At 64.4% G+C, this 22,409-nt stretch carries 23 protein-coding genes, 2 tRNA genes and 1 other RNA gene; 13 read left to right on the forward strand and 13 right to left on the reverse strand.

The features are described 5' to 3' along the window. The first annotated feature begins 68 nt into the window (after positions 1-68). Positions 69-761 (forward strand): mechanosensitive ion channel family protein, encoded by a 693-nt coding sequence (locus SBP01_RS11050; protein WP_275216087.1) that lies wholly within the window; start codon positions 69-71, stop codon positions 759-761. Between the two features lie 4 nt (positions 762-765). Beyond that, positions 766-1,218: a globin gene (locus tag SBP01_RS11055; RefSeq protein ID WP_275216085.1), complete on the forward strand. Its 453-nt coding sequence runs from the start codon at positions 766-768 to the stop codon at positions 1,216-1,218. On the opposite strand, the gene SBP01_RS11060 is transcribed toward SBP01_RS11055, so the two are convergent. After that, positions 1,215-1,871 (reverse strand): hypothetical protein, encoded by a 657-nt coding sequence (locus tag SBP01_RS11060; protein ID WP_275216083.1) that lies wholly within the window; start codon positions 1,869-1,871, stop codon positions 1,215-1,217. The genes SBP01_RS11055 and SBP01_RS11060 overlap by 4 nt on opposite strands. Before the next feature lie 63 nt (positions 1,872-1,934). Here SBP01_RS11060 and SBP01_RS11065 point away from each other — a divergent pair, with 63 nt between their 5' ends. After that, positions 1,935-2,918, forward strand: coding sequence for an acyl-CoA thioesterase (locus tag SBP01_RS11065; RefSeq protein WP_275216082.1), 984 nt, complete (start codon positions 1,935-1,937; stop codon positions 2,916-2,918). Between the two features lie 93 nt (positions 2,919-3,011). Here the strand turns inward: SBP01_RS11065 and ettA are convergent, their stop codons facing one another. From ettA to SBP01_RS11080, 3 genes are all read right to left on the reverse strand, one after another. After that, the gene (gene ettA / locus SBP01_RS11070) at positions 3,012-4,694 is read right to left on the reverse strand and encodes an energy-dependent translational throttle protein EttA (RefSeq protein WP_275216080.1); all 1,683 of its coding nucleotides are present in this window, start codon (positions 4,692-4,694) and stop codon (positions 3,012-3,014) included. Positions 4,695-4,740: 46 nt separating this feature from the next. Next, positions 4,741-5,337, reverse strand: a complete 597-nt coding sequence (locus SBP01_RS11075) for a DUF6993 domain-containing protein (RefSeq protein WP_320535811.1) — start codon at positions 5,335-5,337, stop codon at positions 4,741-4,743. Positions 5,338-5,463: 126 nt separating this feature from the next. Beyond that, complete coding sequence (locus SBP01_RS11080; protein ID WP_320535813.1) at positions 5,464-5,994, reverse strand: single-stranded DNA-binding protein; 531 nt, start codon at positions 5,992-5,994, stop codon at positions 5,464-5,466. Positions 5,995-6,202: 208 nt separating this feature from the next. On the opposite strand from SBP01_RS11080, the gene SBP01_RS11085 reads away from it, so the two are divergent. After that, positions 6,203-6,278 (forward strand) — tRNA-Arg (locus SBP01_RS11085). Between the two features lie 162 nt (positions 6,279-6,440). On the opposite strand, the gene SBP01_RS11090 is transcribed toward SBP01_RS11085, so the two are convergent. Then, positions 6,441-6,875, reverse strand: a complete 435-nt coding sequence (locus SBP01_RS11090; RefSeq protein ID WP_320535814.1) for a hypothetical protein — start codon at positions 6,873-6,875, stop codon at positions 6,441-6,443. Positions 6,876-6,970: 95 nt separating this feature from the next. Continuing rightward, on the reverse strand, positions 6,971-9,112 hold the full coding sequence (locus SBP01_RS11095; RefSeq protein WP_320535815.1) for a glycogen debranching N-terminal domain-containing protein: 2,142 nt from the start codon (positions 9,110-9,112) through the stop codon (positions 6,971-6,973). 212 nt (positions 9,113-9,324) lie between these two features. On the opposite strand from SBP01_RS11095, the gene SBP01_RS11100 reads away from it, so the two are divergent. After that, positions 9,325-10,008 carry a DNA alkylation repair protein gene (locus tag SBP01_RS11100; RefSeq protein ID WP_275216074.1) on the forward strand — a complete coding sequence of 228 codons (684 nt, stop codon included), beginning with the start codon at positions 9,325-9,327 and terminating at the stop codon, positions 10,006-10,008. On the opposite strand, the gene mptB is transcribed toward SBP01_RS11100, so the two are convergent. Next, positions 10,005-11,561, reverse strand: a complete 1,557-nt coding sequence (gene mptB, locus SBP01_RS11105) for a polyprenol phosphomannose-dependent alpha 1,6 mannosyltransferase MptB (protein ID WP_275216073.1) — start codon at positions 11,559-11,561, stop codon at positions 10,005-10,007. The genes SBP01_RS11100 and mptB overlap by 4 nt on opposite strands. A 202-nt stretch (positions 11,562-11,763) precedes the next feature. Here mptB and orn point away from each other — a divergent pair, with 202 nt between their 5' ends. The 3 genes from orn (at position 11,764) to def (ending at position 13,230) form a co-directional block, all read left to right on the forward strand. Next, positions 11,764-12,342: an oligoribonuclease gene (gene orn, locus SBP01_RS11110; RefSeq protein WP_320538327.1), complete on the forward strand. Its 579-nt coding sequence runs from the start codon at positions 11,764-11,766 to the stop codon at positions 12,340-12,342. Between the two features lie 127 nt (positions 12,343-12,469). After that, positions 12,470-12,542 (forward strand) — tRNA-His (locus SBP01_RS11115). Positions 12,543-12,657: 115 nt separating this feature from the next. After that, positions 12,658-13,230, forward strand: coding sequence for a peptide deformylase (gene def / locus SBP01_RS11120; protein WP_320535817.1), 573 nt, complete (start codon positions 12,658-12,660; stop codon positions 13,228-13,230). A gap of 26 nt (positions 13,231-13,256) precedes the next feature. Here the strand turns inward: def and SBP01_RS11125 are convergent, their stop codons facing one another. From SBP01_RS11125 to rnpB, 4 genes are all read right to left on the reverse strand, one after another. Continuing rightward, positions 13,257-14,054 carry an HNH endonuclease family protein gene (locus tag SBP01_RS11125; RefSeq protein WP_320535818.1) on the reverse strand — a complete coding sequence of 266 codons (798 nt, stop codon included), beginning with the start codon at positions 14,052-14,054 and terminating at the stop codon, positions 13,257-13,259. Between the two features lie 101 nt (positions 14,055-14,155). After that, positions 14,156-14,359, reverse strand: a complete 204-nt coding sequence (locus SBP01_RS11130) for a hypothetical protein (RefSeq protein ID WP_275216068.1) — start codon at positions 14,357-14,359, stop codon at positions 14,156-14,158. A 90-nt stretch (positions 14,360-14,449) separates the two neighbouring features. Further along, positions 14,450-15,892: a glyceraldehyde-3-phosphate dehydrogenase gene (locus SBP01_RS11135; protein ID WP_320535819.1), complete on the reverse strand. Its 1,443-nt coding sequence runs from the start codon at positions 15,890-15,892 to the stop codon at positions 14,450-14,452. A 292-nt stretch (positions 15,893-16,184) separates the two neighbouring features. After that, positions 16,185-16,570, reverse strand: an RNA gene (gene rnpB / locus SBP01_RS11140) — RNase P RNA component class A. A gap of 133 nt (positions 16,571-16,703) precedes the next feature. Between rnpB and SBP01_RS11145 the strand changes: the two genes are divergently transcribed. Then, a complete protein-coding gene (locus tag SBP01_RS11145) occupies positions 16,704-17,531 on the forward strand; it encodes a slipin family protein (RefSeq protein ID WP_320535820.1) in 828 nt (275 codons plus the stop codon). Between the two features lie 61 nt (positions 17,532-17,592). Further along, a complete protein-coding gene (locus tag SBP01_RS11150) occupies positions 17,593-18,399 on the forward strand; it encodes a peroxide stress protein YaaA (protein WP_320535821.1) in 807 nt (268 codons plus the stop codon). A 16-nt stretch (positions 18,400-18,415) separates the two neighbouring features. On the opposite strand, the gene SBP01_RS11155 is transcribed toward SBP01_RS11150, so the two are convergent. Beyond that, a complete protein-coding gene (locus SBP01_RS11155) occupies positions 18,416-19,171 on the reverse strand; it encodes a zinc ribbon domain-containing protein (protein ID WP_275216401.1) in 756 nt (251 codons plus the stop codon). Between the two features lie 62 nt (positions 19,172-19,233). Continuing rightward, positions 19,234-20,157, reverse strand: coding sequence for a Nif3-like dinuclear metal center hexameric protein (locus SBP01_RS11160; protein ID WP_320535823.1), 924 nt, complete (start codon positions 20,155-20,157; stop codon positions 19,234-19,236). Positions 20,158-20,256: 99 nt separating this feature from the next. Here SBP01_RS11160 and msrA point away from each other — a divergent pair, with 99 nt between their 5' ends. From msrA to epsC, 3 genes are all read left to right on the forward strand, one after another. After that, complete coding sequence (gene msrA, locus SBP01_RS11165; protein WP_275216403.1) at positions 20,257-20,781, forward strand: peptide-methionine (S)-S-oxide reductase MsrA; 525 nt, start codon at positions 20,257-20,259, stop codon at positions 20,779-20,781. 65 nt (positions 20,782-20,846) lie between these two features. Continuing rightward, the gene (gene cysK, locus SBP01_RS11170) at positions 20,847-21,782 is read left to right on the forward strand and encodes a cysteine synthase A (RefSeq protein ID WP_275216405.1); all 936 of its coding nucleotides are present in this window, start codon (positions 20,847-20,849) and stop codon (positions 21,780-21,782) included. 39 nt (positions 21,783-21,821) lie between these two features. Beyond that, positions 21,822-22,406, forward strand: a complete 585-nt coding sequence (gene epsC, locus SBP01_RS11175; protein ID WP_320535824.1) for a serine O-acetyltransferase EpsC — start codon at positions 21,822-21,824, stop codon at positions 22,404-22,406. The last annotated feature ends 3 nt before the right edge of the window (positions 22,407-22,409 follow it).

Here is a 22,409-nt window from a genome sequence, read left to right on the forward strand (position 1 = left end):
CGGGCGAACCCGCGCAGGCCTACGTTATCCCCGGCCGCCGCCGGAGACCCCAAGGAGTTTCACCTTATATGTTCAGCATGCTCTCGATCCTTCCATCCGCCGCCAGTAAGCCCGACGGCATCAGCATCACAGGAATCGTGATCAGCCTCGGGGTGGGCATTGCTGTCTGGCTGGTGGCGACGTTCGTCATTTCCCGGATCACCAAGCGGGTGGCTTCGGGAAGTAACTTCTTCAAGAAGGCGCACTTCAAGTGGGTTGCCCCGGCCATCCGGGCCCTGGACCATGAGCGCCGGGTGCAGCGCGCCGAGACCATCGGTTCGCTTCTGAACAGCATCGTGGGCGTGCTGGTGGCCGTCATCACCAGCATGTATGTGCTGCAGAACCTGGACATCAATATCGCGCCGCTGCTGACCAGCGTGGGGATCCTGGGTGTTGCCATCGGTTTCGGCGCCCAACAGCTGATCCGCGACTTCCTCGCCGGCATCTTCATCACCATTGAGGATCAGTACGGGATCGGTGACGTCATCGAAACCAGCGAGGTGGTGGGTGTCGTCGAGTCCATGGGCCTGCGCATCACCCGCGTCCGCTCCGAGGACGGTGCCATTTGGTACCTCCGGAACGGTGAAATCCTGCGTGTGGGCAACCGTTCGCAAGGAACCTACGTGCCGGCCGAGGTACCGGATGCCGGCGCCGAGGCCGCCTTGCACGAACCGGCCACAAACACAGAGACTAAGAAGACTGACCAGAAGGCGGGAGAATAGAGCCATGACCATACCCGTCGAACCGCAGCGGCCACGCCAGCTCATGCAGAATGATCCGTTCAGCAAACCCGGCTACACCGACAACTTCTATGACGCCGTGGGCGGCCACGAGACCTTCGTGCGGCTGATAGATGTGTTCTACGACGGCGTGGCCACCGACACGCTGTTGCGCCCGATGTACCCGGAAGAGGATCTTGGCCCCGCCAAGCGACGCTTCCGGATGTTCCTGGAACAGTACTGGGGAGGGCCCACCACGTACGGCGAAGAACGTGGACACCCGCGTCTGCGGATGCGGCACGTGCCGTTCCGGGTTACCCCTGAGGCCAAGGAACGCTGGCTGTTCCACATGCGGGCGGCGGTGGACTCCCTGGAGCTGCCGCCCTTGTACGAGGGAACGCTTTGGGACTATATGGAGCGTGCCGCCCTGTCCATGGTGAACAGCCCGTCCGAAGGCTAGAGGCCTGTCCCTGTCCGGACCAGGACGTGCCCGCGGGGGCTGCTGAGGCGGAACCACCGGCCTGCCCGGTAGAGCATCTGTTCCCCGTCAGCGAGGAACCCGAGGGTGAGGGCCGCGAAGGCGGCTCCCGCCGGCAGGCCGGAGGCGTCCAGGGCGCGGCCCCACACCGCGGCCCGTGCGTTGTTGACGATCAGGGCTCCGGGCTGGGCCGGGACAATTCCGGCAACCTCTCGAATGCCGGCTTCCGCGGCCCGGCGGAGTTCGGAATCCTGCAGCGGGCCCAGCGGCTCCCAGCCCGTCCTCGGCGCGCCGACGCCCGTCCACGATTCGGCGACGGTCGACGGCGGCAGCGGCAGTTCGGCGTCGTCCTCCCCTGCCCTGGCCAGGCGGTCAAGGACTGCGGCCAGCGCAACGGTGACGTCAACCGTGGCAGGTTCGGCCAACGCCACCGTGCGCAGGCCCAGGATGGTCGGTGTGCCTTCGCCCAGCAGCCGAGGCCGCAGGACACACACGTACGCCGCTAAAACCGACCCGGAGGCCTGAAGGCGGATGGCGCCGTCGTCAATTGTTTTGGCGCGGGTGGCGAAGGTGCGCAGATCGGCGAGATCGCGCGGATCAGCGAACCGCAGGGACTGGGTGAGTAGATCAGACACACCATGAACACTACCGGCTGCGCCTCGGTTGAGCGGTGCCGGGGCTGCGTCTAGAGTCGAACCATGACTGAAGCCGAAACCGGACTGCTGGCCCCGCCCAGTGGCGACCCTACGTCCATGCTCATCCAGCTTCTCGACCTGGGCGAGTTGGAAGGGGCCAGGACGGACGAGGACATCTTCCTGGGGCCCTCATCGCAGCCGCAGCCCCGTGAACGGGTGTTCGGCGGGCAGGTACTGGCCCAGTCGCTGATCGCCGGCATGCGGACGGTGGACGCGGACCGCTTTGTCCATTCCATGCATGGCTACTTCCTGAGGCCCGGCGACGCCAACAAACCCATCACCTTCGGGGTGCAGCGGCTGCGGGACGGCCGGTCCTTCTCGGCCCGCCGCGTCCACGCATATCAGGACGGCCTGCCCATCCTGTCGATGATCGCCTCCTTCCAAGACCTGGATGAAGGCCTGGATCACGAATCACAGATGCCTGCCGGCATCCCGGACCCGGAGTCGCTGCCCAGTACAGCTGAGCTGCTCGGCAAATTCGACCATCCCGTCGCGCAGCACTGGGCCTATGAACGGCCCTTCGACATCCGGCACGTGGACCCGCCCATCTACGTTTCCGCCAAGGGCCAACATGAAGCCCGGAACGCTGTCTGGATGAAGACCTTCGGGCCCATGCCGGACGACGCCAACCTGCACCGGGCCGCGCTGGCCTACGCCAGCGACTACACGTTGCTGGAATCGGTCCTGCGCCGCCACGGCCTGAGCTGGATCACCCCGGGCATGAGCGTCGCCAGCCTGGACCACGCCATGTGGTGGCACCGGCCGGCCCGGGTGGACGAGTGGCTCCTGTACGTCCAGGAATCCCCCAGCGCCCAGGGCGCCCGGGGACTCGCCACCGGGAAGATCTTCAACCGGGCCGGGCAGCACGTCGCCTCCGTGGCACAGGAGGGCATGATCCGCGTGCCCACGGATCTGAAGGACAAAGTGGTGGGGGCAGTGCAGTCCAAACTCCTGCAGCACCAGATCCGCAAGGCTGTCCGGGACTGACTGCACCCTGCACCCTGGCAGCAGAAAGGCCGGTCCCCGTCCGTGAAATGAACTGGGAGCCGGCCTTTTCTGCACCTGAATCAGGCGTGTGGATCAGTCGCGCGTGAGGCGGCGGTGCGTGACCCGGTGCGGCTTGGCCGCATCGGGACCGAGGCGCTCGATCTTGTTCTCCTCGTAGGATTCGAAGTTGCCCTCGAACCAGTACCACTTCGAGGGGTTTTCCTCGTCGCCTTCGTAGGCCAGGATGTGGGTTGCCACCCGGTCCAGGAACCAGCGGTCGTGCGAAACCACCACGGCACAGCCGGGGAATTCCAGCAGGGCATTCTCGAGGCTGCTGAGCGTTTCGACGTCGAGGTCGTTAGTGGGTTCGTCAAGGAGCAGCAGGTTTCCGCCCTGTTTGAGGGTCAGCGCCAGGTTCAGGCGGTTGCGCTCACCGCCGGAGAGGACACCGGCCTTCTTCTGCTGGTCAGGTCCCTTGAAGCCGAAAGCGGCGACGTAGGCACGCGACGGCATTTCAACCTGGCCTACCTGGATGTAGTCCAGTCCGTCGGAAACAACTTCCCAGAGTGTCTTGTTGGGGTCGATGCCGCCCCGGCTCTGGTCCGCATAGGAGATCTTGACCGAGTCACCGATCTTCAGCTCTCCGCCGTCGAGCGGTTCCAGGCCAACAATGGTCTTGAACAGTGTGGACTTGCCGACGCCGTTGGGACCGATGACACCGACAATGCCGTTGCGCGGCAGCGTGAAGGACAGTCCGTCGATGAGTGTGCGGTCATCAAAGCCCTTCTGGAGGTTCCTGGCCTCCAGCACCAGTCCGCCGAGGCGGGGGCCCGGTGGAATCTGGATCTCTTCGAAGTCCAGCTTGCGGGTGCGGTCCGCCTCGGCAGCCATCTCCTCGTAGCGGGCCAGACGGGCCTTGGACTTGGTCTGGCGCCCCTTGGCGTTGGAGCGAACCCATTCGAGTTCCTCGGTCAGGCGCTTGGCCTGCTTGGCGTCCTTCTTGCCCTGGACCTCCAGGCGCGCACGCTTCTTCTCCAGGTAAGTGGAGTAGTTGCCCTCGTAGGGGTACAGGTGCCCGCGGTCCACTTCGGCGATCCATTCCGCGACGTGGTCAAGGAAGTACCGGTCGTGGGTGACGGCCAGGACTGCGCCGGCGTAGCTGGAAAGGTGCTGCTCCAGCCACAGAACGCTCTCGGCGTCAAGGTGGTTGGTGGGCTCGTCCAACAGCAGGAGGTCGGGCTTCTGCAGCAGGAGCTTGCAGAGGGCCACGCGACGGCGCTCACCGCCGGAGAGGAGGGTAACATCGGCATCGGCCGGCGGGCAGCGGAGCGCGTCCATGGCCTGCTCCAGCTGGGAGTCGAGGTCCCAGGCGTCGGCGTCGTCGATGGCTTCCTGAAGCTTGCCCATTTCTTCGAGCAGCACGTCATAGTCAGCGTCGGGGCTGGCCATTTCCTCGGAGATCTCGTTGAAGCGCTGGATCTTGCCGTAGATCTCGCCCACACCCTCCTGGACGTTGCCCAGGACCGTCTTGTCCTCGTTCAGCGGTGGCTCCTGCAACAGGATGCCCACCGTGTAACCGGGGCTGAGCCGGGCCTCACCGTTGGAGGGGGTGTCCAGGCCGGCCATGATCTTCAGGATGGTGGACTTACCGGCACCGTTCGGGCCAACAACACCAATTTTGGCGCCCGGGAAGAAGGACATGCTTACGTCGTCAAGAATGAGTTTTTCGCCAACAGCCTTGCGGGCCTTGGTCATTGTGTAGATAAATTCCGCCATGGTTCCAAATCTAGTGGGTTGGCGGGCAGAACTCACATTCGGCGCCTTAGGCTGCTGCCCCTACGAAGCACTTCCCGGTGGTAAGCACCGGCAGGACCGTGACCGTCACGCTGCCGTCCCGGATGTGGCCGAACACGCAGTCTGTGCCTTGCAGCACAGCGGATTCAATGGCATCCGCTTCCAGCCCCGTGGGCGTGCGGCTCGCCGATACTTCCAGGACTGACGGCTGGACACCGGCGCCAGTCAGAGCCTCCGTTACCTGCGCGGTGGCCGGTTTGGGGGTTCCCGCCGCGAGCCGGTTCAACGCAGCCGTCACGGTCTGTCTCATTGCGGTGGTGGCAGGGCTCTCCGGCGCCGTGGCCCCGGCCTTCCCGGCCGTGCCGGTTGCCGGGCTGCCTGGTCCAGGTGCTGCAGCAGTGCCGGACCCGGCGCCTTCCGCCGGCGATTGTGTGGCCGGTGGCTGGGTGCCGGCCGCCGGCGGGCTGGCCGACGGACCAGCGGCGCAACCCGACAGCACAACGGAAGTCAGGCCGCCGACCGCCAGCAGCACCACAGCCCTGCCCATGACTGTTCTGCGCTGCCGGGTAAGCGCCGGCCGGCTGATGACGGAGGTTGCCTGCCGCTTGACGGTCGTGCGCTTCATGCCGCCATTCTGTCACGGCGCCAGCCCCCGGAGGTCCGCCCGGGGTCCGCCGGAGGTCCGCCGGAGTGCCGGCTGAGGGCCGGCACCCCGCGGCGCGTGTCCTGTGTGATGATTCCAGCCTCCACTTCAGACGGCGGACTCGACGAGTTCGCCGGTCTCAGCGTCGACCGGAACGTAGTTACCGTCACTATCCTCAACGAAGACGGCGGCCGCATCACCGTCACCGTGTTCCCCTTCGTCGGTGTCCCGGTCCTCGTCGGGATCGGCAGGTCCGTCCTCGTTTGCATGCTGCGGCCCATTGTTGACCGTGCGAATGTAGTTGGCCGAACCCCACATAAGATCGTGACCCACGGACTCCGCATCGATTTCGTGTGCGAAATGGACGCGGCCGTCTTTCTCCCATGTGCGCAGCTTGAGCCGGCCCACCACAATCACGCGCTGGCCTTTCTTGATGCTGCACCCCATGTTCCCGGCCAGTTGCCGGTACCCCTGGACCGTGAACCAGTTGGTGTGCGTGTCCACCCAGGTACTCGTATTCCGGTCGAAGCGCCGGGCCGTTGACCCAAGGCGGAACGAGGCGGTTCCGACGCCCGTTGTGGTGGTGGAGGTCCTGATGTCGGTGGCGACGAAGCCCCGGAACGTTACGTAATCGCTCATTGTCTTGTCCTGTCTCGGAAGGTGTGCCTTAGCGGCAAAACCAGCTTCGCGCGGACAGCATCAGGCCGCGAGGGAGAAGAGCCTGTATGTGGACAACCCGCCGTCGACTGCCGTGTGGAGGACATGTGCATGGCGCGGCTTTGGCGCAGCCGCACCCGGGGCAATGTAAACTTCTTCATGCGCCGGATTTCTGGTCGTGGCGCCACGTGCCCCAGTAGCTCAGGGGATAGAGCAGCGGCCTTCTAATCCGCCGGTCGGGGGTTCGATTCCCTCCTGGGGCACCACTGTATGAGGCGTTTCTTCGAGTGCAGATGCGTAGAGACACACAAACACCCCGGTCTTCGGACCGGGGTGTTCGCGTATCGGTTCAGCCTGCGTGGTGCGGGCGGTGGCCCTGTTCTGTGCTCACCATGACTTCACCGGCAGACCTGAGTGGGTTCCTGGACTTATTCCGTTTGGTCCTTTCCGGATGCCGTACCGGATTCAGAGCCGGCCTCCGGGACTTCCCCGGGGACCGCCTTCGTTTTCCTGGCGGGGTCTACTGAACCGCCCGCCCCGTAGCTGCCCTCCGGATAACGCCCAACCTCGGACGCCGCGGTGCGCCCTGGCACCGATCCGGCAGCACCGTAGTCGGCCTGGACGTACCTGCCCGACTCTCCGGCCTTGTCTCCGAGCGGCTCGGGCAGCCCGCCTTCGCTTCCGGCGGCGCCATAGTTTCCCTCGCCGTAGCGGCCTTCTTCATCGTCCGCGTGGCGGCCCGTCTGCGATCCGGCCTTCCCGTAGTCGCCTTCGACGTACCGGCCGCGGAGGTCCGGTTCTGCCGGCGGCTTCTCCGTGGCTGCCTCATTCGGGGTGTCTTCGATGCCACTGTTTTGGGTCATGATCGTGCCTTTCCCGAAAAGAGCGCTGCGTCTTTGCCGCGCAATTTAAGTCTAGCCAGGCCGGGGTCTCCCACCATGATTCCTCAGGGACCACCTTAGTGGCCGCCCAGATTGAACAGTTCGCTGAGCGGAGGCCGCGGTTCGCGGCGGAGCTTGATACTTTGAGGCAGTCCACTGACGTCCACTGACTCATCGTCGATGTGGATGGACAGGCGTCCGTCCCCTGAGAAGGGCACGTTGTCGAAGTGGAAGTGGGTATTCCGCGGCGGCAGTGTGGGTGCCAGCCACACCTCGTCCCAAGGCAATCCCGGGTCAAAACGCAGCAGCGTCCTGATGAGCTGAACCGGTGCTGCCGACGCCCATGCCTGCGGGGAACACGAGGCCGGGTATGGGACTGGCTCGGGGTATCTGGCGCGGTCGAGACCACAAAAGAGTTCCGGCAGCCGGCCATTGAAGCGATCCGCAGCCTCAAGCAATGCGTAGGCCACTTTCCGGGCCTCATCAACGAAGCCATGCCGCATCAGGCCCGCCGCCGCGATGGCGTTGTCATGGGGCCACACGGACCCGTTATGGTAACTGGCCGGGTTATAGGCCCCCATGGTTGATGCCAGGGTTCTGATCCCCCAGCCGGTAAACATTTCGGGAGACACCAGATGTTCGGCCACCTGCGCGGCCTTGTCGTTGTCCACGATGCCTGTCCACAGGCAATGGGCCATGTTGGACGCGAGCGCGTCAACAGGTTTTTTGTCCTTATCCAAGGCAATAGCGAAATACCCGCGGTCCGAAAGCCAGAACTGTTCATTGAACGCCTGCTTCAGGCTGGTCGCCTTTGCCACGCAGCTTTCTGCTGTCCGCGCGTCACCGGCAGCCGTGGCCAGCAGCGCCCGGCCGATATATGCGGCATACGCGTATCCCTGGACCTCGCACAGGGCGATGGGTGGTTCGGCGAGGGTCCCGTCAGCGAAATTGATCCCGTCTCCGGAGTCCTTCCATCCCTGGTTGCGCAAGCCCCTTTCCGTTTTCCGCTGATATTCAATAAAGCCATCGCCGTCCCGGTCCCCGTAATCCTCCATCCAGCGAATAGCCCGGTCCGCGGCAGGAAGCAGTTGGCGCATCGCTGCATCATCAAGGCCCCATCTGGCCAGCTCGGCCAGGACGATCACAAAAAGCGGGGTCGCATCGATGGTGCCGTAATAAACTCCGCTGCCCCCCAGCGCGAGCCCGGCGGTGGCTCCGAGGCGGACTTCGTGAAGGATGCGGCCCGGCTCCTCCTCCGAAGCGGCGTCCACTTTGGTTCCCTGGTGCTCCGCCAACGTCAGGAGGGTGCCTTTGGCCAGTGACGGGTCCAGGAGCAGGGACATGAATGACGTGAGCAGGCTGTCCCGGCCAAAGAGCGCCATGAACCACGGTGCGCCGGCTGCAACCACGGCGCGGTCCGGCTGATCGGGGTTGAAGATTCGGAGCGACCCGAGGTCCTCCTGGCTGCGCCGGATGACCCTTTCCACGGCCTCATCCCGCAAATTTGCCGTGGGCATGGATGCGCGCCACTCCATGACACGGCGCAAGGCATCCGCCACCGGCACGCCCCCTGCTGCGGCGCTCGCGTGACCGCCCGTGCCGGCCAGCACGGGTTTTGCCGAGATGGTCCCTGACCATTGCCCGTGGGCGGCGATGGTTGTCTCCAGCACCAGCGAATCCCCCTCCAGCCGTGATCCGGCGAAAGCGACCGTGATGCGTTCGGTGTGGCCGTCCCGCTCTGACTCCAGCTCAAGGCCTTCCGGCGTCAAGCGGCGGGAACAGTGCTCGCGCGGGGCCTGCCTGCCTTCCTTCACCTCGAACAAGCTGGCAAAGTCCGCGTCGGGGAACAGCTCTACCCGGCATTGCATCGGCCCCTGGGAGTAGTTGTGCACCGTGACCGTTTCAAGGAGACCCTCCCCAAGCTTGCGTTCCCGGTCAATGAGCAAGGAGGTATCGGCGTGATCGTCCCTGCGCGGTCTTCCAACGAAGACCCCATGAAACGGCTCCGGGGTGGTGGCGGAGAGGGACTCAAGGGGCAGGCCCTGAACCTTCAGCATCCATTCACTGATGAATCGCGTGTCCTGGAAGAACAGTCCGTGCGGAAGACACGCGGCCATGTCCCCGTTGGGGGCTGAGATGCAGAACGATGTTCCCTGGACCAGGGTGAGTGCCCCCGGACCCGCCGACCCGGCGCTGTTCCCGACACCCCACCCGGCCATTCGTAGCCTCTCCCGCAGCGATACCCGCAAAGCCAAACCATCTTCCATAAAACTAGGGAGGATCACCCGCCACTGCAAGAGGCTCGACGGCGGTACACCGGGAGGCGGCGACCCTCGCCCGGGATGGCGGTCAGGAACGGTCGAACCGGCATGCGGCGCGGGGCGGGATCCGGACGCCGGGCGGGATCATGCGGGGTGGCTAAAGTTGCTGGATGGAGAACCGCGAACTCGTGGCCGCGATCCGGACAGCGCTTGCGGACCGTGCCGATCCTGTGCGTGCGGCCGGGATGCAGGCCTACATGAAGTCATCCATCCTTTCCCTGGGCGTCAGGGTTCCGGAGGTTCGCCGTTGCGTCCTGGCCGCGGCAGCTGCCGCTCCGGTTCAGACGCCGGACGAGTTGCGGGCAACCGTCCTGGTGCTGTGGCGGGAAGCGCGCTGGCGGGAAGAACGGTACGCCGCGATCGAACTCACGGCACTCCGGCTGGTAGCGAGGGACGCCGGGATGCTCCCGGTTTATGAGGAAATAGTTCGAACGGGCGCCTGGTGGGACTTCGTGGACGGGGTGGGCCCAAGGATCTGCGGCCTCCTGCTGGCACACCGGTCGCTGATGACCCCCGTGCTGCTGGAGTGGAGCAGGGATGCGGACTTATGGATCCGGCGCGCTGCCATTACCTCCCAGCTGAAGGCCAAGGCCGCCACCGATACCGATCTCCTGGGCGCCGTGATCGAGGCCAGCCTGGATGACCCGGAGTTCTTCATTCGGAAGGCCATCGGCTGGGCACTGCGTGAGTTCGCCAAGACCAACCCCGGCTGGGTCAAAGATTTTGTGGCACAACACGCCAGGCAACTGAGTCCTTTGTCGCGAAAGGAAGCCCTACGGCACGTCGAACCCTAAATGACCGGGCGTTCCGTAACAGGCTCGCCCGTCTTCCGGAACAGCCGCTTGGTACGCGGATCCATGAAGATCAGGTACAGGCCAAAGAGGAGCCCGGTGATCGCAGCGGCAAACCGGGCAAGGATCAGTGGCAATCCCAGGTCCTCGGTCTGCAGATAGGGGAACACTTCCAGTTGGTCGGAGATCGCGTAGATCATGAAGAACGACACAATGAAATAGAGTGCCTTGACCTGCCAGTCGTTCCGGATACCTGTCACGGCAAAGAGCGGTATCAGCCACACCACATACCAGGACTGGATCATGGGCGCCAGCACCACAACTGCGGCGAAGGCCAGGGTGAGGCGCCGGATCAGGCGCTCATGCTCCCCCCGGAAAATCTGGAAGGCGACGATGCCCACGGCAAGCAGCTTGCCGGCGTCGAACACCCAGCCTGCCAACGTCCCGCCGTCCAGCCCGAAAGCGTTGGAAATGGAGGAGACCACGAGGCCCACGAGCCCCACCGGGGCGTACCAGATGAAGATGCTGCCTGGAGCCGAGAGTCCGTTGATCCAGCCGAAGCCGAAGCCGTTGACCAGGCTCAGGGCGTACAGCAAGGCGAGGCTCAGGCCGCCTGTCAGGGCCCAGAAGAGGAACTTGCGGGGCCAGCCGGCGTTCTTACCCGCCCACATCAGACCAATAAACGGCAGGAACACCACCGTGATGGGTTTGACGGCGATGGACAGCGTCACCAGAACTATTCCAAGCACCACCCGCCTGGTGGCCGCGTAATACAGCCCGGCCAGCGCGAGTCCGATCATGAGGGCATCGTTGTGGACGCTGGCGATGAAGTTGGTCAGGAACAAGGGGTTGGCCGCGGTCAGCCAGAGGGCCCGGTGCGGGTTGACGCCGTGCAGCTCAGCCAGCTTCGGCACATAGATGATGCAAAGCACCACGCCGACCAGTGCCACCAGCCTGAAGAGCATCACGCTGCCCTCGGGATGGACATTCGTGGACCAGACCACAAACTGTTCTATCCACAGGAACAGCTGGCCGTAAGGCACGGGGGCCTCGGTCCACAACCGGTCGGCGCCGAGCTGGAAGTAGTTGGACAGCGCCGAGATGCCGTTCTCGTACGGGTTGAAACCCTCCACCATAAGACGGCCCTGGCCGATGTAGGCGTACACGTCACGGCTGAACAGCGGGACACTGACCACCATCGGCAGGCCCCACGCTGCGACTGCCTGCAGGGTGGCCTTGCGCGCTTCGGGCCCCCAGACCCGGACGCGCTGGCCGAGCCGCAGCCAGGAACGGACGAGGAGCATGCCGCCAACGGCCACGAGCACGATGGCCAAGGCAACACCGATTGCCTCAGTGCGCATCCAGATGAAGATCGGCACGCGGCGGAGTTCGGAGACCGGCGCCAGCCAACCGACGCCTACAGAGCCGATGGCCATAAAGACCGAGCCGACAAAACCGGCCAGGATCGGGGACCGCGGGTTATCCACTTCGGCCGCACCGGGCCCGGGGATCACTGCGGCGGCCATCTCCCCCGTTGCAGGCACAGGCGCCGTCATCTCAGGATCCAATCTCTTTGCTTTCAGCGCTTCGACCCAGCGGGCCGCGGTAGCCGCCCGGGCCACGCAGGCACAGCACAGCGGCCGCAATCCCAGCCCCTCTGTATCCGAAATCCTAGCATCGGACGGTTGCAGCGGAGCTAAACGGTAGGCTGGTCCGGTGCCTATAACTAACGAACGCATCGTCTGGATCGACTGCGAAATGACTGGCCTGGACATCAAGAACGACGCCCTGATCGAGGTGGCGGCACTGGTGACGGACTCGGAGCTGAACATCCTGGGCGACGGAGTGGACGTTGTCATCAAACCGGAGGACGCCGCCCTCGCCCAGATGAACGACTTCGTCCGGGACATGCACACCCGCTCCGGGCTGCTTGAGGAATTGCCGCACGGCAAGACCATGGCCGAAGCGGAGGCCGCTGTCATGGAATACATCGAAAAGTGGGTTCCGGACCCCCGCAAGGCTCCGCTGGGCGGCAACTCCGTGGGAACAGACCGCGTCTTCCTCTCGCGGGACATGCCGGCCGTGGTAGAGCACCTGCACTACCGGGTCATCGATGTCAGCACCATCAAGGAACTTTCCCGGCGCTGGTTTGCCCGGGCCTACTTCCAGTCCCCCGCCAAGAAGGGCGGGCACCGGGCCCTCGGCGACATCAAAGACTCCATTGACGAGCTGCGCTACTACCGCGAGGCCGTTTTTGTGGCGGCCCCCGGACCGGACAGCGCCACGGCACGCGGCATTGCCCAGCGGATCACCGGCGGGCAGGCCCCGGCAGAGTAATCTGCGCCACGTTTCCGGGAATTTTCCGCGAAAAGGGCAAAAGTGGCACAACCATCGCCGAACAGCAGGTAAGCTATTTGAGTTGCCTTTCCAGAGGACCGGGTCACCGGAACACTGCAGGCACATGGTGGGCTTAGCTCAGTTGGCAGAGCGCCTGGTTGTGGTCCAGGAGGTCGCGGGTTCAACCCCCGTAGCTCACCCTCATAGGACGGCAGAAGAAGCCGTCAGTTTGGAGGCCGTACCGGAAATATCCGGTACGGCCTTCTTTTTTGCACAAAGGCCGGCACCATGCCGCACGCACGAAGGGTCACCGCCATGACAGTTCTGCCGATCACCATCTGGGGAGAACCGGTACTTCACCGCCGTGCCGCCGAGGTGGAGGTCTTCGACGATGAACTGCGCACCCTGATTGCCGATATGTTCGAAACCAATGATGCTGCCAACGGTGTGGGCCTGGCGGCCCCCCAGGTAGGCGTAGGCAAGCGAATTTTCGTGTACAAGTACCCGAACGAGGACGGCGCTCCTCCGGCCGGCGTGCTGGTGAACCCGGTCCTAACGCTGTCCAAAGTTTCCGGCGCACTCCCTGACCCCGATGAAGAGGAAGAAGGCTGCCTGTCCTTCCCGGGCGGCCAGTTCCCGCTCAAACGCGCGGAGTGGGCCCGGGTCCAGGGCTTCGACGGCAACGGGCAGCCGGTCGACTTTGAAGCGACGGGCTGGTTCGCACGGGTGATCCAACATGAATACGACCATTTGGACGGCAAACTGTACGTGGACCGGCTGCTGGACCGTTATTCACGCAAAGCCAAAAAGCTGGCCAAGAAGAGCGGGTGGGGCGTTCCGGGCTTGACCTGGATGCCGGGTGTGGACCCCGACCCGTTCGGACACTGAGGCAGCGGAGGAAGTTGGGGTGGCGCTTACTTTGCGGCGACGGTGGGCTGGTCCGGGCAGGAGTCCAGAACCCGCCGCATCGCTTCCTTCTCCGGCTGGGTGATCCACAGGCCGTAAGACGCCTTCACTGAAATCTGGCGGGCCACATAGTGGCAGCGGATGTTCTTGTTCTTCGGCAGCCAGGTAGCGGCGTCACCGGCGCCCTTTTCCTGATTCGCCGGCCCGTCGGCAGCCATAAGGTTCAGCGGATCGTTCGCAAGGCTCTGACGCTGCTGCAGGGTCAGCCCCTGCGCGCCCTTCTGCCACGCGTCACCGAGCGCCACAACATGGTCGATCTGGAGTTCCTTGCTGCTCTCCGGCCCGCGACGGAACTCCACGGCCCTACCCGTGTAGGGCTCCACGATGGACCCCGACGCCACCCTGCACTTGGACCCTTCCGTGAAGCCCACCCCTGCGAGGTCCCGCCGGAGAATGTCGTTGCGGGTGTCGCAGCCGTTCCGGTCGACGTCCTGCCACGCTTGCCCGAACGCTTCGCGCCGATAGGTGTCCTTTGAGGCACGCCCCTTGACAGCCAACCCCTGCAGGGCAGCCTTGGCGCTCCCCTGCGGGACCGGATAGACAGGCACCACCGGCTTCATCCAGGCCGCGTCAAACACCGGCGCTTCGCTCGGCCCGCTAACAGCAGGCTCAACAGCGGCGAACTGGCCGGCCGTGAAAAACCACACTCCGGCTGCCATCGCCGACAGCCCAAGAAGGACCAGCAAGGCCCACGCCTGCCTCGAGCGCCGGCGCGCCCGGCGATAGGCGCTCCAACTGGCAGTCATGGCTCGGGAACTCTTCCGGTTATGTCATGCACCAGAAGAGCCTAGGCCACCCCACAGACACGGCGGCGGTTATCCACAGTGGGGAGGAAGGGTGGCCGGAACTACTGCTCCCGGATTACGCGGCGAAGGTCCTCTTCGGCCAAATGCAGGAGGCTTTCCAGCTGCTGAACGCGGTCTTCGCCGACGTCGCCGGCAGCGTGGGCGGCACGTGCCTGCTCAAGAAGCCTGGCAGCTTCCTTATGGTTGGCTTTGGCGACATCAAGGGCGTGTTCAAGGGTGGTCTCGTGAAGCGTCTCGTTATCCATGGCACCAGTGTGGTCCCGATTCCCGGCTGATTCCAGCGAATCAGCCGGGAATTGGCTGGGAACGAAGCTGCAGGCCTGCCCAGCCGTTAGTCAGACGGCGATTGCGGCCAGGGCAGCGGCAGGTTCCTTCGCGGGGAAGGACGGCGGGTTGACGCCGGCCATTTCCTCCATGACGCGGACAACCTGGCAGCTGTAGCCGAACTCGTTGTCGTACCACACGTACAGGATGACGTTCTTGTCGTTGGAGATGGTGGCAAGGCCATCCACGATGCCGGCACGGCGGGAACCGACGAAGTCCGTCGACACAACCTCGGGCGAATCGATGTAGTCGATCTGCTTGCGCAGGTCCGAATGCAGGGACATCTGGCGCAGGTAATCGTTCACCTCATCCTTGGTGGTGCCGTTTTCCAGGCTCAGGTTCAGGATGGCCAGGGAGACGTCCGGGGTGGGGACGCGGATGGAACTGCCGGAGAGCTTGCCCTGGAGTTCCGGGAGCGCCTTCGCGACGGCGGTGGCGGCACCGGTCTCGGTGATGACCATGTTCAGCGCGGCGGAGCGGCCGCGGCGGTCACCCTTGTGGAAGTTGTCGATCAGGTTCTGGTCATTGGTGAAGGAGTGGACGGTCTCGACGTGTCCGTGGATCACGCCGAATTTGTCGTTGATGGCCTTCAGGACCGGGGTGATGGCGTTGGTGGTGCAGGAGGCCGCCGAGACGATCCGGTCGGTGTCCTCGATGCTGCCGTGGTTGATGCCGTGCACAATGTTCTTCAGCGCGCCCTTGCCGGGAGCGGTGAGGAGGACCCGGGCAACGCCCTTGCTCTGCAGGTGCTGGGACAGGCCCTCGGCGTCGCGCCAGCGGCCGGTGTTGTCCACCACCAGGGCATCCTTGATGCCGTAGGCGGTGTAGTCGATCGTGGCCGGGTTGTCCGAGTAGATGACCTGGACCTGCACACCGTTGGCGGTGATGGTGTTGGCGTCCTCGTCCACCCGGATGGTGCCCTCGAAGGAGCCGTGGACCGAGTCGCGGCGCAGCAGGCTGGCACGCTTGGTAAGGTCCTTGTCCGATCCGCGGCGCACCACGATGGCACGCAGGCGCAGGCCGTGGCCGCCGCCGGCCTTTTCGATCAGGAGGCGGGCCAGCAGGCGGCCGATCCGGCCAAAGCCGTAGAGCACAACGTCGGTGCTGGTCCGGTCGTCGGCGCCGCGCTTGCCCACAACGTCGGCCAGTTCAGCGCGGAGGAACTCCTCCAGGGACGCGCCGTTGCCTTCAAGCTTGTACTTTTCGGCCAGTCGGGCCACGTCGATGGCAGCAGCACCAAGGTCCAGCTGCGCCAGGGTGTTCAGCAGCGGCGCGGTCTCCTCGAGGAGCAGCTCGGTGTTGCTCATGCGGCGGGCAAACCGGTGCGCCTTAAGGATGTTCATGGTGGACTTATTGATCAGGCTGCGGCCGTGGATGCTGGTCACCACGTTGTTTTCGCGGTACAGCCGGCCAATCACCGGAATCATGGCCTCGGCGAGAGCCTCCCGGCCCATCCACGTATCAAGACAAGAATCTGACGTCTGGCTCACAGAACTACCTTCCTCGGTTCAGCCGCATACGTCCTCGTATGCGGTTGTAGGCCACCTGACGTTGACCAGGGGCTCTGGCACCGGCGGGATTCTGTACATCCCGGGTGCCGTGGAGACGCGTAAAGAAAACCACCGGCTGCGAACGCAGACCCGGTGGCGGAACTTCTACGTTCGCTCTCTATTCTAAGCGGGGTCCCTGCCCGCGACAGCCGCGGCCGACGTGAAGTCACTCACATGCCAGCCAGGGCAGTTTGAGCGGATGGGTTGACCGATACGCCGGGTTCTGTGCTCCCGTGCCGTTACCAGCGCGGGAGTAGCGGCCATCCATCTACGGACGCCGTTGCCGACGCCCTCCAGCGGCCTACCCGGACACTCGGGCGGGCAGCCCTCAATCGTGTCCTGTCTGGCCTTGCTCCGGGTGGGGTTTACCTAGCCTTCCCGGTCACCCGGGAAGCTGGTGGTCTCTTACACCACCGTTTCACCCTTACCTGCTGCCTTCCGTTGCCGGAAGACGCAGGCGGTCTGTTCTCTGTGGCACTGGCCTGCGGGTTACCCCGAGTGGGCGTTACCCACCACCCTGCCCTGCGGAGCCCGGACGTTCCTCGAGCCACTTGCGTGACGCGCGGCCGCCTGGTCAACCCATCCGCACCCCAGTCTACCGGGGAAGGGGGGCACCGCCGTCGCTGGTTCCTTTCCAGGGCCCAAGTGGGACAATGGAGGGAGGAACCGGCCGCTGGTCACGGCCCGGGGACCATCCAAGCCGGGAAGTGATCGTATGGACCTCACCGCCGTTGTTGTGCTTGTCCTTGTCCTCCTTGTCCTGATCATCCTCGCCAGGATGTCGGTGAGGATTGTGCGCCAGTACGAGCAGGGCGTGTTGTTCCGGCTGGGCCGCGTGGCCGGGGTCCGCATGCCGGGCCTGCGCTTCATCATTCCAGTAGTTGACAGGCTTCACCTGGTCAGCCTGCGGATCGTGACCATGCCGATCCAGTCACAGGGAATCATCACCCAGGACAACGTCAGTGTGGACATCTCGGCGGTGGCCTACTACCGCGTCGTGGATGCCGTGAAGTCGGTCGTGGCCATCGAGAACGTCGCGGCGGCGATCAACCAAATCGCCCAGACCACCCTGCGGAAGGTGGTCGGCAGGCACAGCCTGGACCAGACGCTGTCCGAAACCGAGCGAATCAACAGCGACATCCGCGAGATCCTGGACGCGCTTACTCTCGCCTGGGGTGTGGAGGTGACCCTGGTTGAGCTGAAGGATATCCAGCTTCCTGAGGGGATGAAACGGGCGATGGCGCGGCAGGCCGAGGCCGAGCGCGAGAAGCGGGCGAAGATCATCGCAGCTGAAGGCGAATCCATCGCGGCTGCCGCGCTGGGGGACGCTTCCGACACCATGATGGCCCACCCGTTGGCCCTGCAGCTGCGGAACCTGCAGTCGCTGGTGGAAATTGCGGTGGACAAGAACTCCACGGTCGTCTTCCCGGCCCCGCTGATGAGTACCATTGGCGAACTCTCGGCATTCCTTGCCCGCGAAACGCAGGCGGCCCAAGCCCACAATCCCGGCGCTGCGTCCGCCACCCCCATCAAGGCTGCGTAGAGACCCACGGGCCGGGACCGGCGCGACCGGGCGGTATCGCCGTCGCCGGTAGGATCGTACGGTGCTGATTCTGCTTCCCCCCTCCGAAGGCAAGACCCCCGCAGTCCGCGGATCCGCCGTCGACTGGCCCGACCTGAGCTTTCCGGCGCTCAACCCGTACCGGGCGAAAGTCCTCGAAGCACTGGGGACGGTCAGCGCGCACCAGGACGCCCTCGCTTTGCTGGGCGTCGGGGCCTCGCTCAGGGACGACGTCGAACGCAACACCCGGCTCCATGCCGAACCGGCGGCGCCTGCCCACCAAATCTATTCGGGCGTTCTGTACGACGCCCTCGGTTACAAGACGCTGACACCGACACAGCGCCGCAAGGCGGATGAATCCGTGCTGGTGGTTTCCGCGTTGTGGGGCGCCATCCGCTTCGCTGACCGGGTGCCCGCGTACCGGCTGTCGATGGGAACCGCACTGCCCGACGTCGGCCGCCTCGCCTCTTTCTGGAAGCCGCAGCTTTCGGAGGCCCTCGCGGATGCGGCCGCCGGGCACCTGCTGGTGGACTGCCGCTCCAGCACTTACGCCGCGGCGTGGGCGCCCCCGCCGGCGCAAACCGTAGCCGTGAACGTTTTCACCGAGGTGAACGGTGTACGCAAGGTGGTGAGCCACTTCGCGAAGCATACGCGCGGGGAATTGGCACGGCATTTGCTGTCCCGCCGCGGCAAGGCCCCGCAGACACCAGCTCAGCTGCTCAAGGCAGCCCGCGAGAAATGGGAAGCGGAGCTGGTGGACGGTGCAGCCCGCACGCCGCATGCGTTGAACATCATCCTCCCCAACTGGGTAGCGCTATCTGTCGTTCTGAGCGATCAAAACGACAGATAGCGCTACTTACTTGGGACTAGCTGGCTGGGGCGGCCGTGTTCCACTCCGCCGAGCGCACCAGGATGGCGCCGGAGTCCGGGCAGAAAACAATGTCGTCCTCCGCGGCGGCTTTGATTTCGGCGAGGTCGCCGGGGCTCAGCTTCATTCCGGAGGCCTCGGAAGTGCCGTGGAAGAGCCGGGCAGCGCCCACACCGCGCTTGGCGAGCGTCTTTTCGTAGATTGCCAGCATCCCGGCATCGAGTCCGGCGGCGAATTCATCTCGCTGGCCCCGCACGACTTTCTCTTCGGCATCCACTTCAGCCAGGGCTTCATCAAGTTCGGCCCGGATGCCGCTAAAGGAGCCCTTGATGTCATCAACGATCTGCTGCTGGGCGGCCTGCCGTGCCCGGAGGGAGTCGAGGCGTTCGAGCACTTCGAGTTCCACGTCCTCGAGGTCCGAGCGGCGCTTGTTGAGCGAGGCGATGTCCTTCTGCAGTGCAACGAGGTCCTTCGACAGACCTGTGCCGCTGTTGAGCCGGGCCTCGTCCCGTTCTATCCGGTTGGCGACCTGCTCGACGTCGGCCTCCGCGCGCTTCAGCTCGGCTTCGGCGTCGTGGACAGCCACCTTGGCCCCGCCAAGTTCACCGTTGGCGACAGAGAGAGCAGCCTCGAGATCGGTGATCCGCGGATCAGAGTTGAGGGTGCGGCGGCGGTTGGACAGGGACTTGAGCTTTGCGTCCAGCCCCTGCAGTTCGAGCAACTTCAACTGTTCTGCCGGTGCTGCCTTAGCCAACTGCTACCTCCGCTTAAATCCTGCCGGCCGTAACCGGGCACCCGATCGGCGCTCCCTAGACTCTAGCGCCCGCCGGGAGTCAGAATGAAGTCCCACGGGTCACTGTTGGTGTTGCTGACGCGGATCTCCACGTCGTGGCCCTGGTCCGAGAGCACGTTGCCCAGGGCCGATGCGGCCGCCGGAAGCCAGAGCCACTCGCTGGCAAAGTGCGAAACGTCAATGAGATAGGGCCGGCCGTTCGCCGCCGACTCCCGGGCTTCGGACGCCGGATGGTGCCGGAGGTCGGCGGTGACATAAACATCAGCGTTGCTGGCCCGCACCTCATCGAACAGGGAGTCGCCCGCGCCCCCACACACCGCGATGCGCCGCACCAGGCCGTCCTTGTCGCCTGAGACCCGGACTCCGCCGGCTACCGAGGGCAGGATGCCGAAGACACGCGCAGCGAAATCCCCCAGGCTCATGACGTCGGCAAGATCACCCACCCGGCCAATGCCCTCCTCGGGGAGACCGTTCGCGGCGACAGTCAGCGGTGCCACATCCTCCAGTCCCAGCGCATCGGCCAGCACATCGGAAACACCCCCGACGGCGGAATCGCCATTGGTATGCACAGTCAGCAGTGCCGTGCCTGACTCGATGAGCCGGTGGATCGCCTGGCCCTTGGCGGTGGTGGCGGCAACAGATGTGACCCCTTTGAGCAGCAGGGGGTGGTGGGTTATTAGCAGCTCGGCGCCCCACTCCACGGCCTCGTCGATGACCGCCAGGGTGGGATCCACGGCGAACATCACTTTGCTGACGGATGCGGCGGGGTGACCCGCCACCAGACCCACTTCATCCCAGTTTTCGGCCAGGGACTCAGGCCAGAGTTCCTCAACGGCCAGCAGGACCTGGCCCAGGGTGGGGGCAAGCGGCGTCTCTTCCTCGGCGCTGTCCCCGGAGCCGGTGCCGTCCCGGTCCGCATCTGTCACGCCGGTGTCTGCAGATTCCATAGACTCAGTTTTACCCCATCCCGCCGTTTGGCCGGCACGTGCCACAGTCTCGTAGGGTGGTCAGGGAATCATCCGGGGCGCTCAACCATTGAAGAGGTCATGAAAACTTTTGTTCTCGGCGGAGGCTGCTTCTGGTGCCTGGACGCCGTTTACCAGAAAACCAAGGGCGTCACCTCAGTTGTTTCGGGGTATACGGGCGGTCATGATCCGCAGCCTGACTACTATTCGGTCTGCAGTGGAACGACGGGCCACGCCGAGGCTGTGGCGGTGACTTTTGACGAGTCCGTCATCCCGGCGGAAGTCATCCTTGACATGTTCTTCGCGCTTCATGATCCCACCACGCTCAACCGCCAGGGCTACGACGTGGGTACCCAATACCGCTCCTCGATGTTCTACGAGACTACTGAGGAGAAGATCCTCTTCGAGGAAGCCATTGAGCGGAACCAGGCACTGTGGTCCCATCCGATTGTCACCGAGGTCAGCAGGCTCGCACGTTTCCACGTGGCCGAGGAGATCCATCAGGACTACTACGCCAAGTACCCTGAGCAGGGCTACTGCCAGGTGATCATCAACCCCAAGCTTGCGAAGGCCCGCAAATATTACTCTGCATGGCTTAATGCTTAGCAGCGTCAGCGGCCCCTCGTTAGGCTGACCTCAGTATTCATCCTTCTTCAGATAGGCGTATGTACATGGCACGGATCTATGACGATGTGACGCAGCTGGTCGGCGGCACCCCGCTGGTTCGACTGAACCGGCTGAGCGAAGGCCTGGACGCCACCGTCGCGGTCAAGCTTGAGTTCTATAACCCGGCAAACAGCGTCAAGGACCGCATCGGTGTAGCCATCGTGGACGCCGCGGAGAAGTCAGGCGCCCTCAAGCCCGGCGGCACTATCGTCGAAGGCACCTCCGGGAACACGGGCATTGCCCTCGCCATGGTGGGCGCGGCACGCGGCTACAAAGTCATTCTGACCATGCCCGAAACCATGTCCACCGAGCGTCGCGTGATGCTCCGCGCTTTTGGTGCCGAAATTGTGCTGACCCCGGGCTCGGAGGGCATGCGGGGCGCCGTAGAGAAGGCCCAGGAAATCGTGGCCAACACCGAAAACGCCATCTGGGCCCAGCAGTTCGCCAACGAGGCCAACCCCCAGATCCACCGCGAAACCACCGCTGAAGAAATCTGGTCCGATACCGACGGCAAGGTGGACATCTTTATTTCCGGCATCGGCACCGGCGGAACCATCACCGGCGTCGGGCAGGTCCTGAAGGAGCGCAAGCCAGGGGTCCAGATTGTAGCCGTGGAACCTAAGGATTCAGCCATCCTGAACGGCGGCGCACCCGGACCCCACAAGATCCAGGGCCTGGGAGCCAACTTCATCCCGGAACTGCTGGACACCAGCGTCTACGATGAGGTCCTGGACGCCACCCTTGAGGATTCAGTGCGGGTTGCACGCGACCTCGGCGTCAAGGAAGGCATCCTCGGTGGCATCTCCTCAGGCGCCATCGTCTGGGGCGCCCTGGAACTCGCCAAGCGCCCGGAGAACGCCGGCAAGCTGATCGTTGCTGTAGTGTGCGACTTTGGCGAGCGTTACATCTCCACCGTGCTCTATGACGACATCCGCGGCTGATCCGGCCGTTGTCGCCCCGTTTCCTGTAGAAAGAACTTCGTGGGCTTTTTCGCAAGACTGAAGGAAGACCTCGACGCCGCCCGGTCACATGACCCGGCGGCTCGAGGTTCTTTTGAGAACTTTTTCGCCTATTCAGGGCTCCATGCCATCTGGATTCACCGGCTGACACATCATCTGTGGCAAACCCCCGGCCTGCGCTTCCCCGCGCGCCTGGTGGGCCAGTTTGGCCGTTTCCTGACAGGCATTGAGATCCATCCCGGAGCCACCATCGGCCGGCGCTTCTTCATCGACCACGGCATGGGCGTGGTCATCGGTGAGACTGCCGAGATCGGCGAGGACGTCATGATCTACCATGGCGTGACGCTCGGCGGGCGGTCTCTGGCCAAGGTCAAACGCCACCCCACCATTGAGGACCGGGTGACCATCGGCGCGGGAGCCAAGATCCTGGGACCCATCACCATCGGCCGGGACAGCGCCGTGGGCGCCAACGCCGTGGTGGTCAAGGACGCTCCCCCGGAGTCGATCGTGACCGGCGTGCCCGCCAAGTGGCGCCACCGCGACGCGCAGCGCGAGACTAAGCCAGCGGTGGACCCCGCCGAATACGACATCGAATACCGGATCTGACCG

Source organism: Pseudarthrobacter sp. IC2-21, from assembly GCF_034048115.1.
Taxonomy (GTDB): Bacteria; Actinomycetota; Actinomycetes; order Actinomycetales; family Micrococcaceae; genus Arthrobacter; species Arthrobacter naphthalenicus.

Coding starts and splice junctions, on each gene's coding strand:
- SBP01_RS11100 (WP_275216074.1), top strand. CDS start 9,325: ATGGAGAACCGCGAACTCGTGGCCGCGATCCGGACAGCGCTTGCGGAC.
- orn (WP_320538327.1), top strand. CDS start 11,764: ATGACTGGCCTGGACATCAAGAACGACGCCCTGATCGAGGTGGCGGCA.
- SBP01_RS11135 (WP_320535819.1), bottom strand. CDS start 15,892: ATGGGCCGGGAGGCTCTCGCCGAGGCCATGATTCCGGTGATTGGCCGG.
- SBP01_RS11125 (WP_320535818.1), bottom strand. CDS start 14,054: ATGACTGCCAGTTGGAGCGCCTATCGCCGGGCGCGCCGGCGCTCGAGG.
- SBP01_RS11080 (WP_320535813.1), bottom strand. CDS start 5,994: ATGAGCGATTACGTAACGTTCCGGGGCTTCGTCGCCACCGACATCAGG.
- cysK (WP_275216405.1), top strand. CDS start 20,847: ATGGCACGGATCTATGACGATGTGACGCAGCTGGTCGGCGGCACCCCG.
- def (WP_320535817.1), top strand. CDS start 12,658: ATGACAGTTCTGCCGATCACCATCTGGGGAGAACCGGTACTTCACCGC.
- SBP01_RS11160 (WP_320535823.1), bottom strand. CDS start 20,157: ATGGAATCTGCAGACACCGGCGTGACAGATGCGGACCGGGACGGCACC.
- mptB (WP_275216073.1), bottom strand. CDS start 11,561: ATGACGGCGCCTGTGCCTGCAACGGGGGAGATGGCCGCCGCAGTGATC.
- SBP01_RS11095 (WP_320535815.1), bottom strand. CDS start 9,112: ATGGCCGGGTGGGGTGTCGGGAACAGCGCCGGGTCGGCGGGTCCGGGG.
- SBP01_RS11130 (WP_275216068.1), bottom strand. CDS start 14,359: ATGGATAACGAGACGCTTCACGAGACCACCCTTGAACACGCCCTTGAT.
- SBP01_RS11075 (WP_320535811.1), bottom strand. CDS start 5,337: ATGAAGCGCACGACCGTCAAGCGGCAGGCAACCTCCGTCATCAGCCGG.
- SBP01_RS11055 (WP_275216085.1), top strand. CDS start 766: ATGACCATACCCGTCGAACCGCAGCGGCCACGCCAGCTCATGCAGAAT.
- msrA (WP_275216403.1), top strand. CDS start 20,257: ATGAAAACTTTTGTTCTCGGCGGAGGCTGCTTCTGGTGCCTGGACGCC.
- SBP01_RS11090 (WP_320535814.1), bottom strand. CDS start 6,875: ATGACCCAAAACAGTGGCATCGAAGACACCCCGAATGAGGCAGCCACG.
- SBP01_RS11050 (WP_275216087.1), top strand. CDS start 69: ATGTTCAGCATGCTCTCGATCCTTCCATCCGCCGCCAGTAAGCCCGAC.
- ettA (WP_275216080.1), bottom strand. CDS start 4,694: ATGGCGGAATTTATCTACACAATGACCAAGGCCCGCAAGGCTGTTGGC.
- SBP01_RS11145 (WP_320535820.1), top strand. CDS start 16,704: ATGGACCTCACCGCCGTTGTTGTGCTTGTCCTTGTCCTCCTTGTCCTG.
- SBP01_RS11065 (WP_275216082.1), top strand. CDS start 1,935: ATGACTGAAGCCGAAACCGGACTGCTGGCCCCGCCCAGTGGCGACCCT.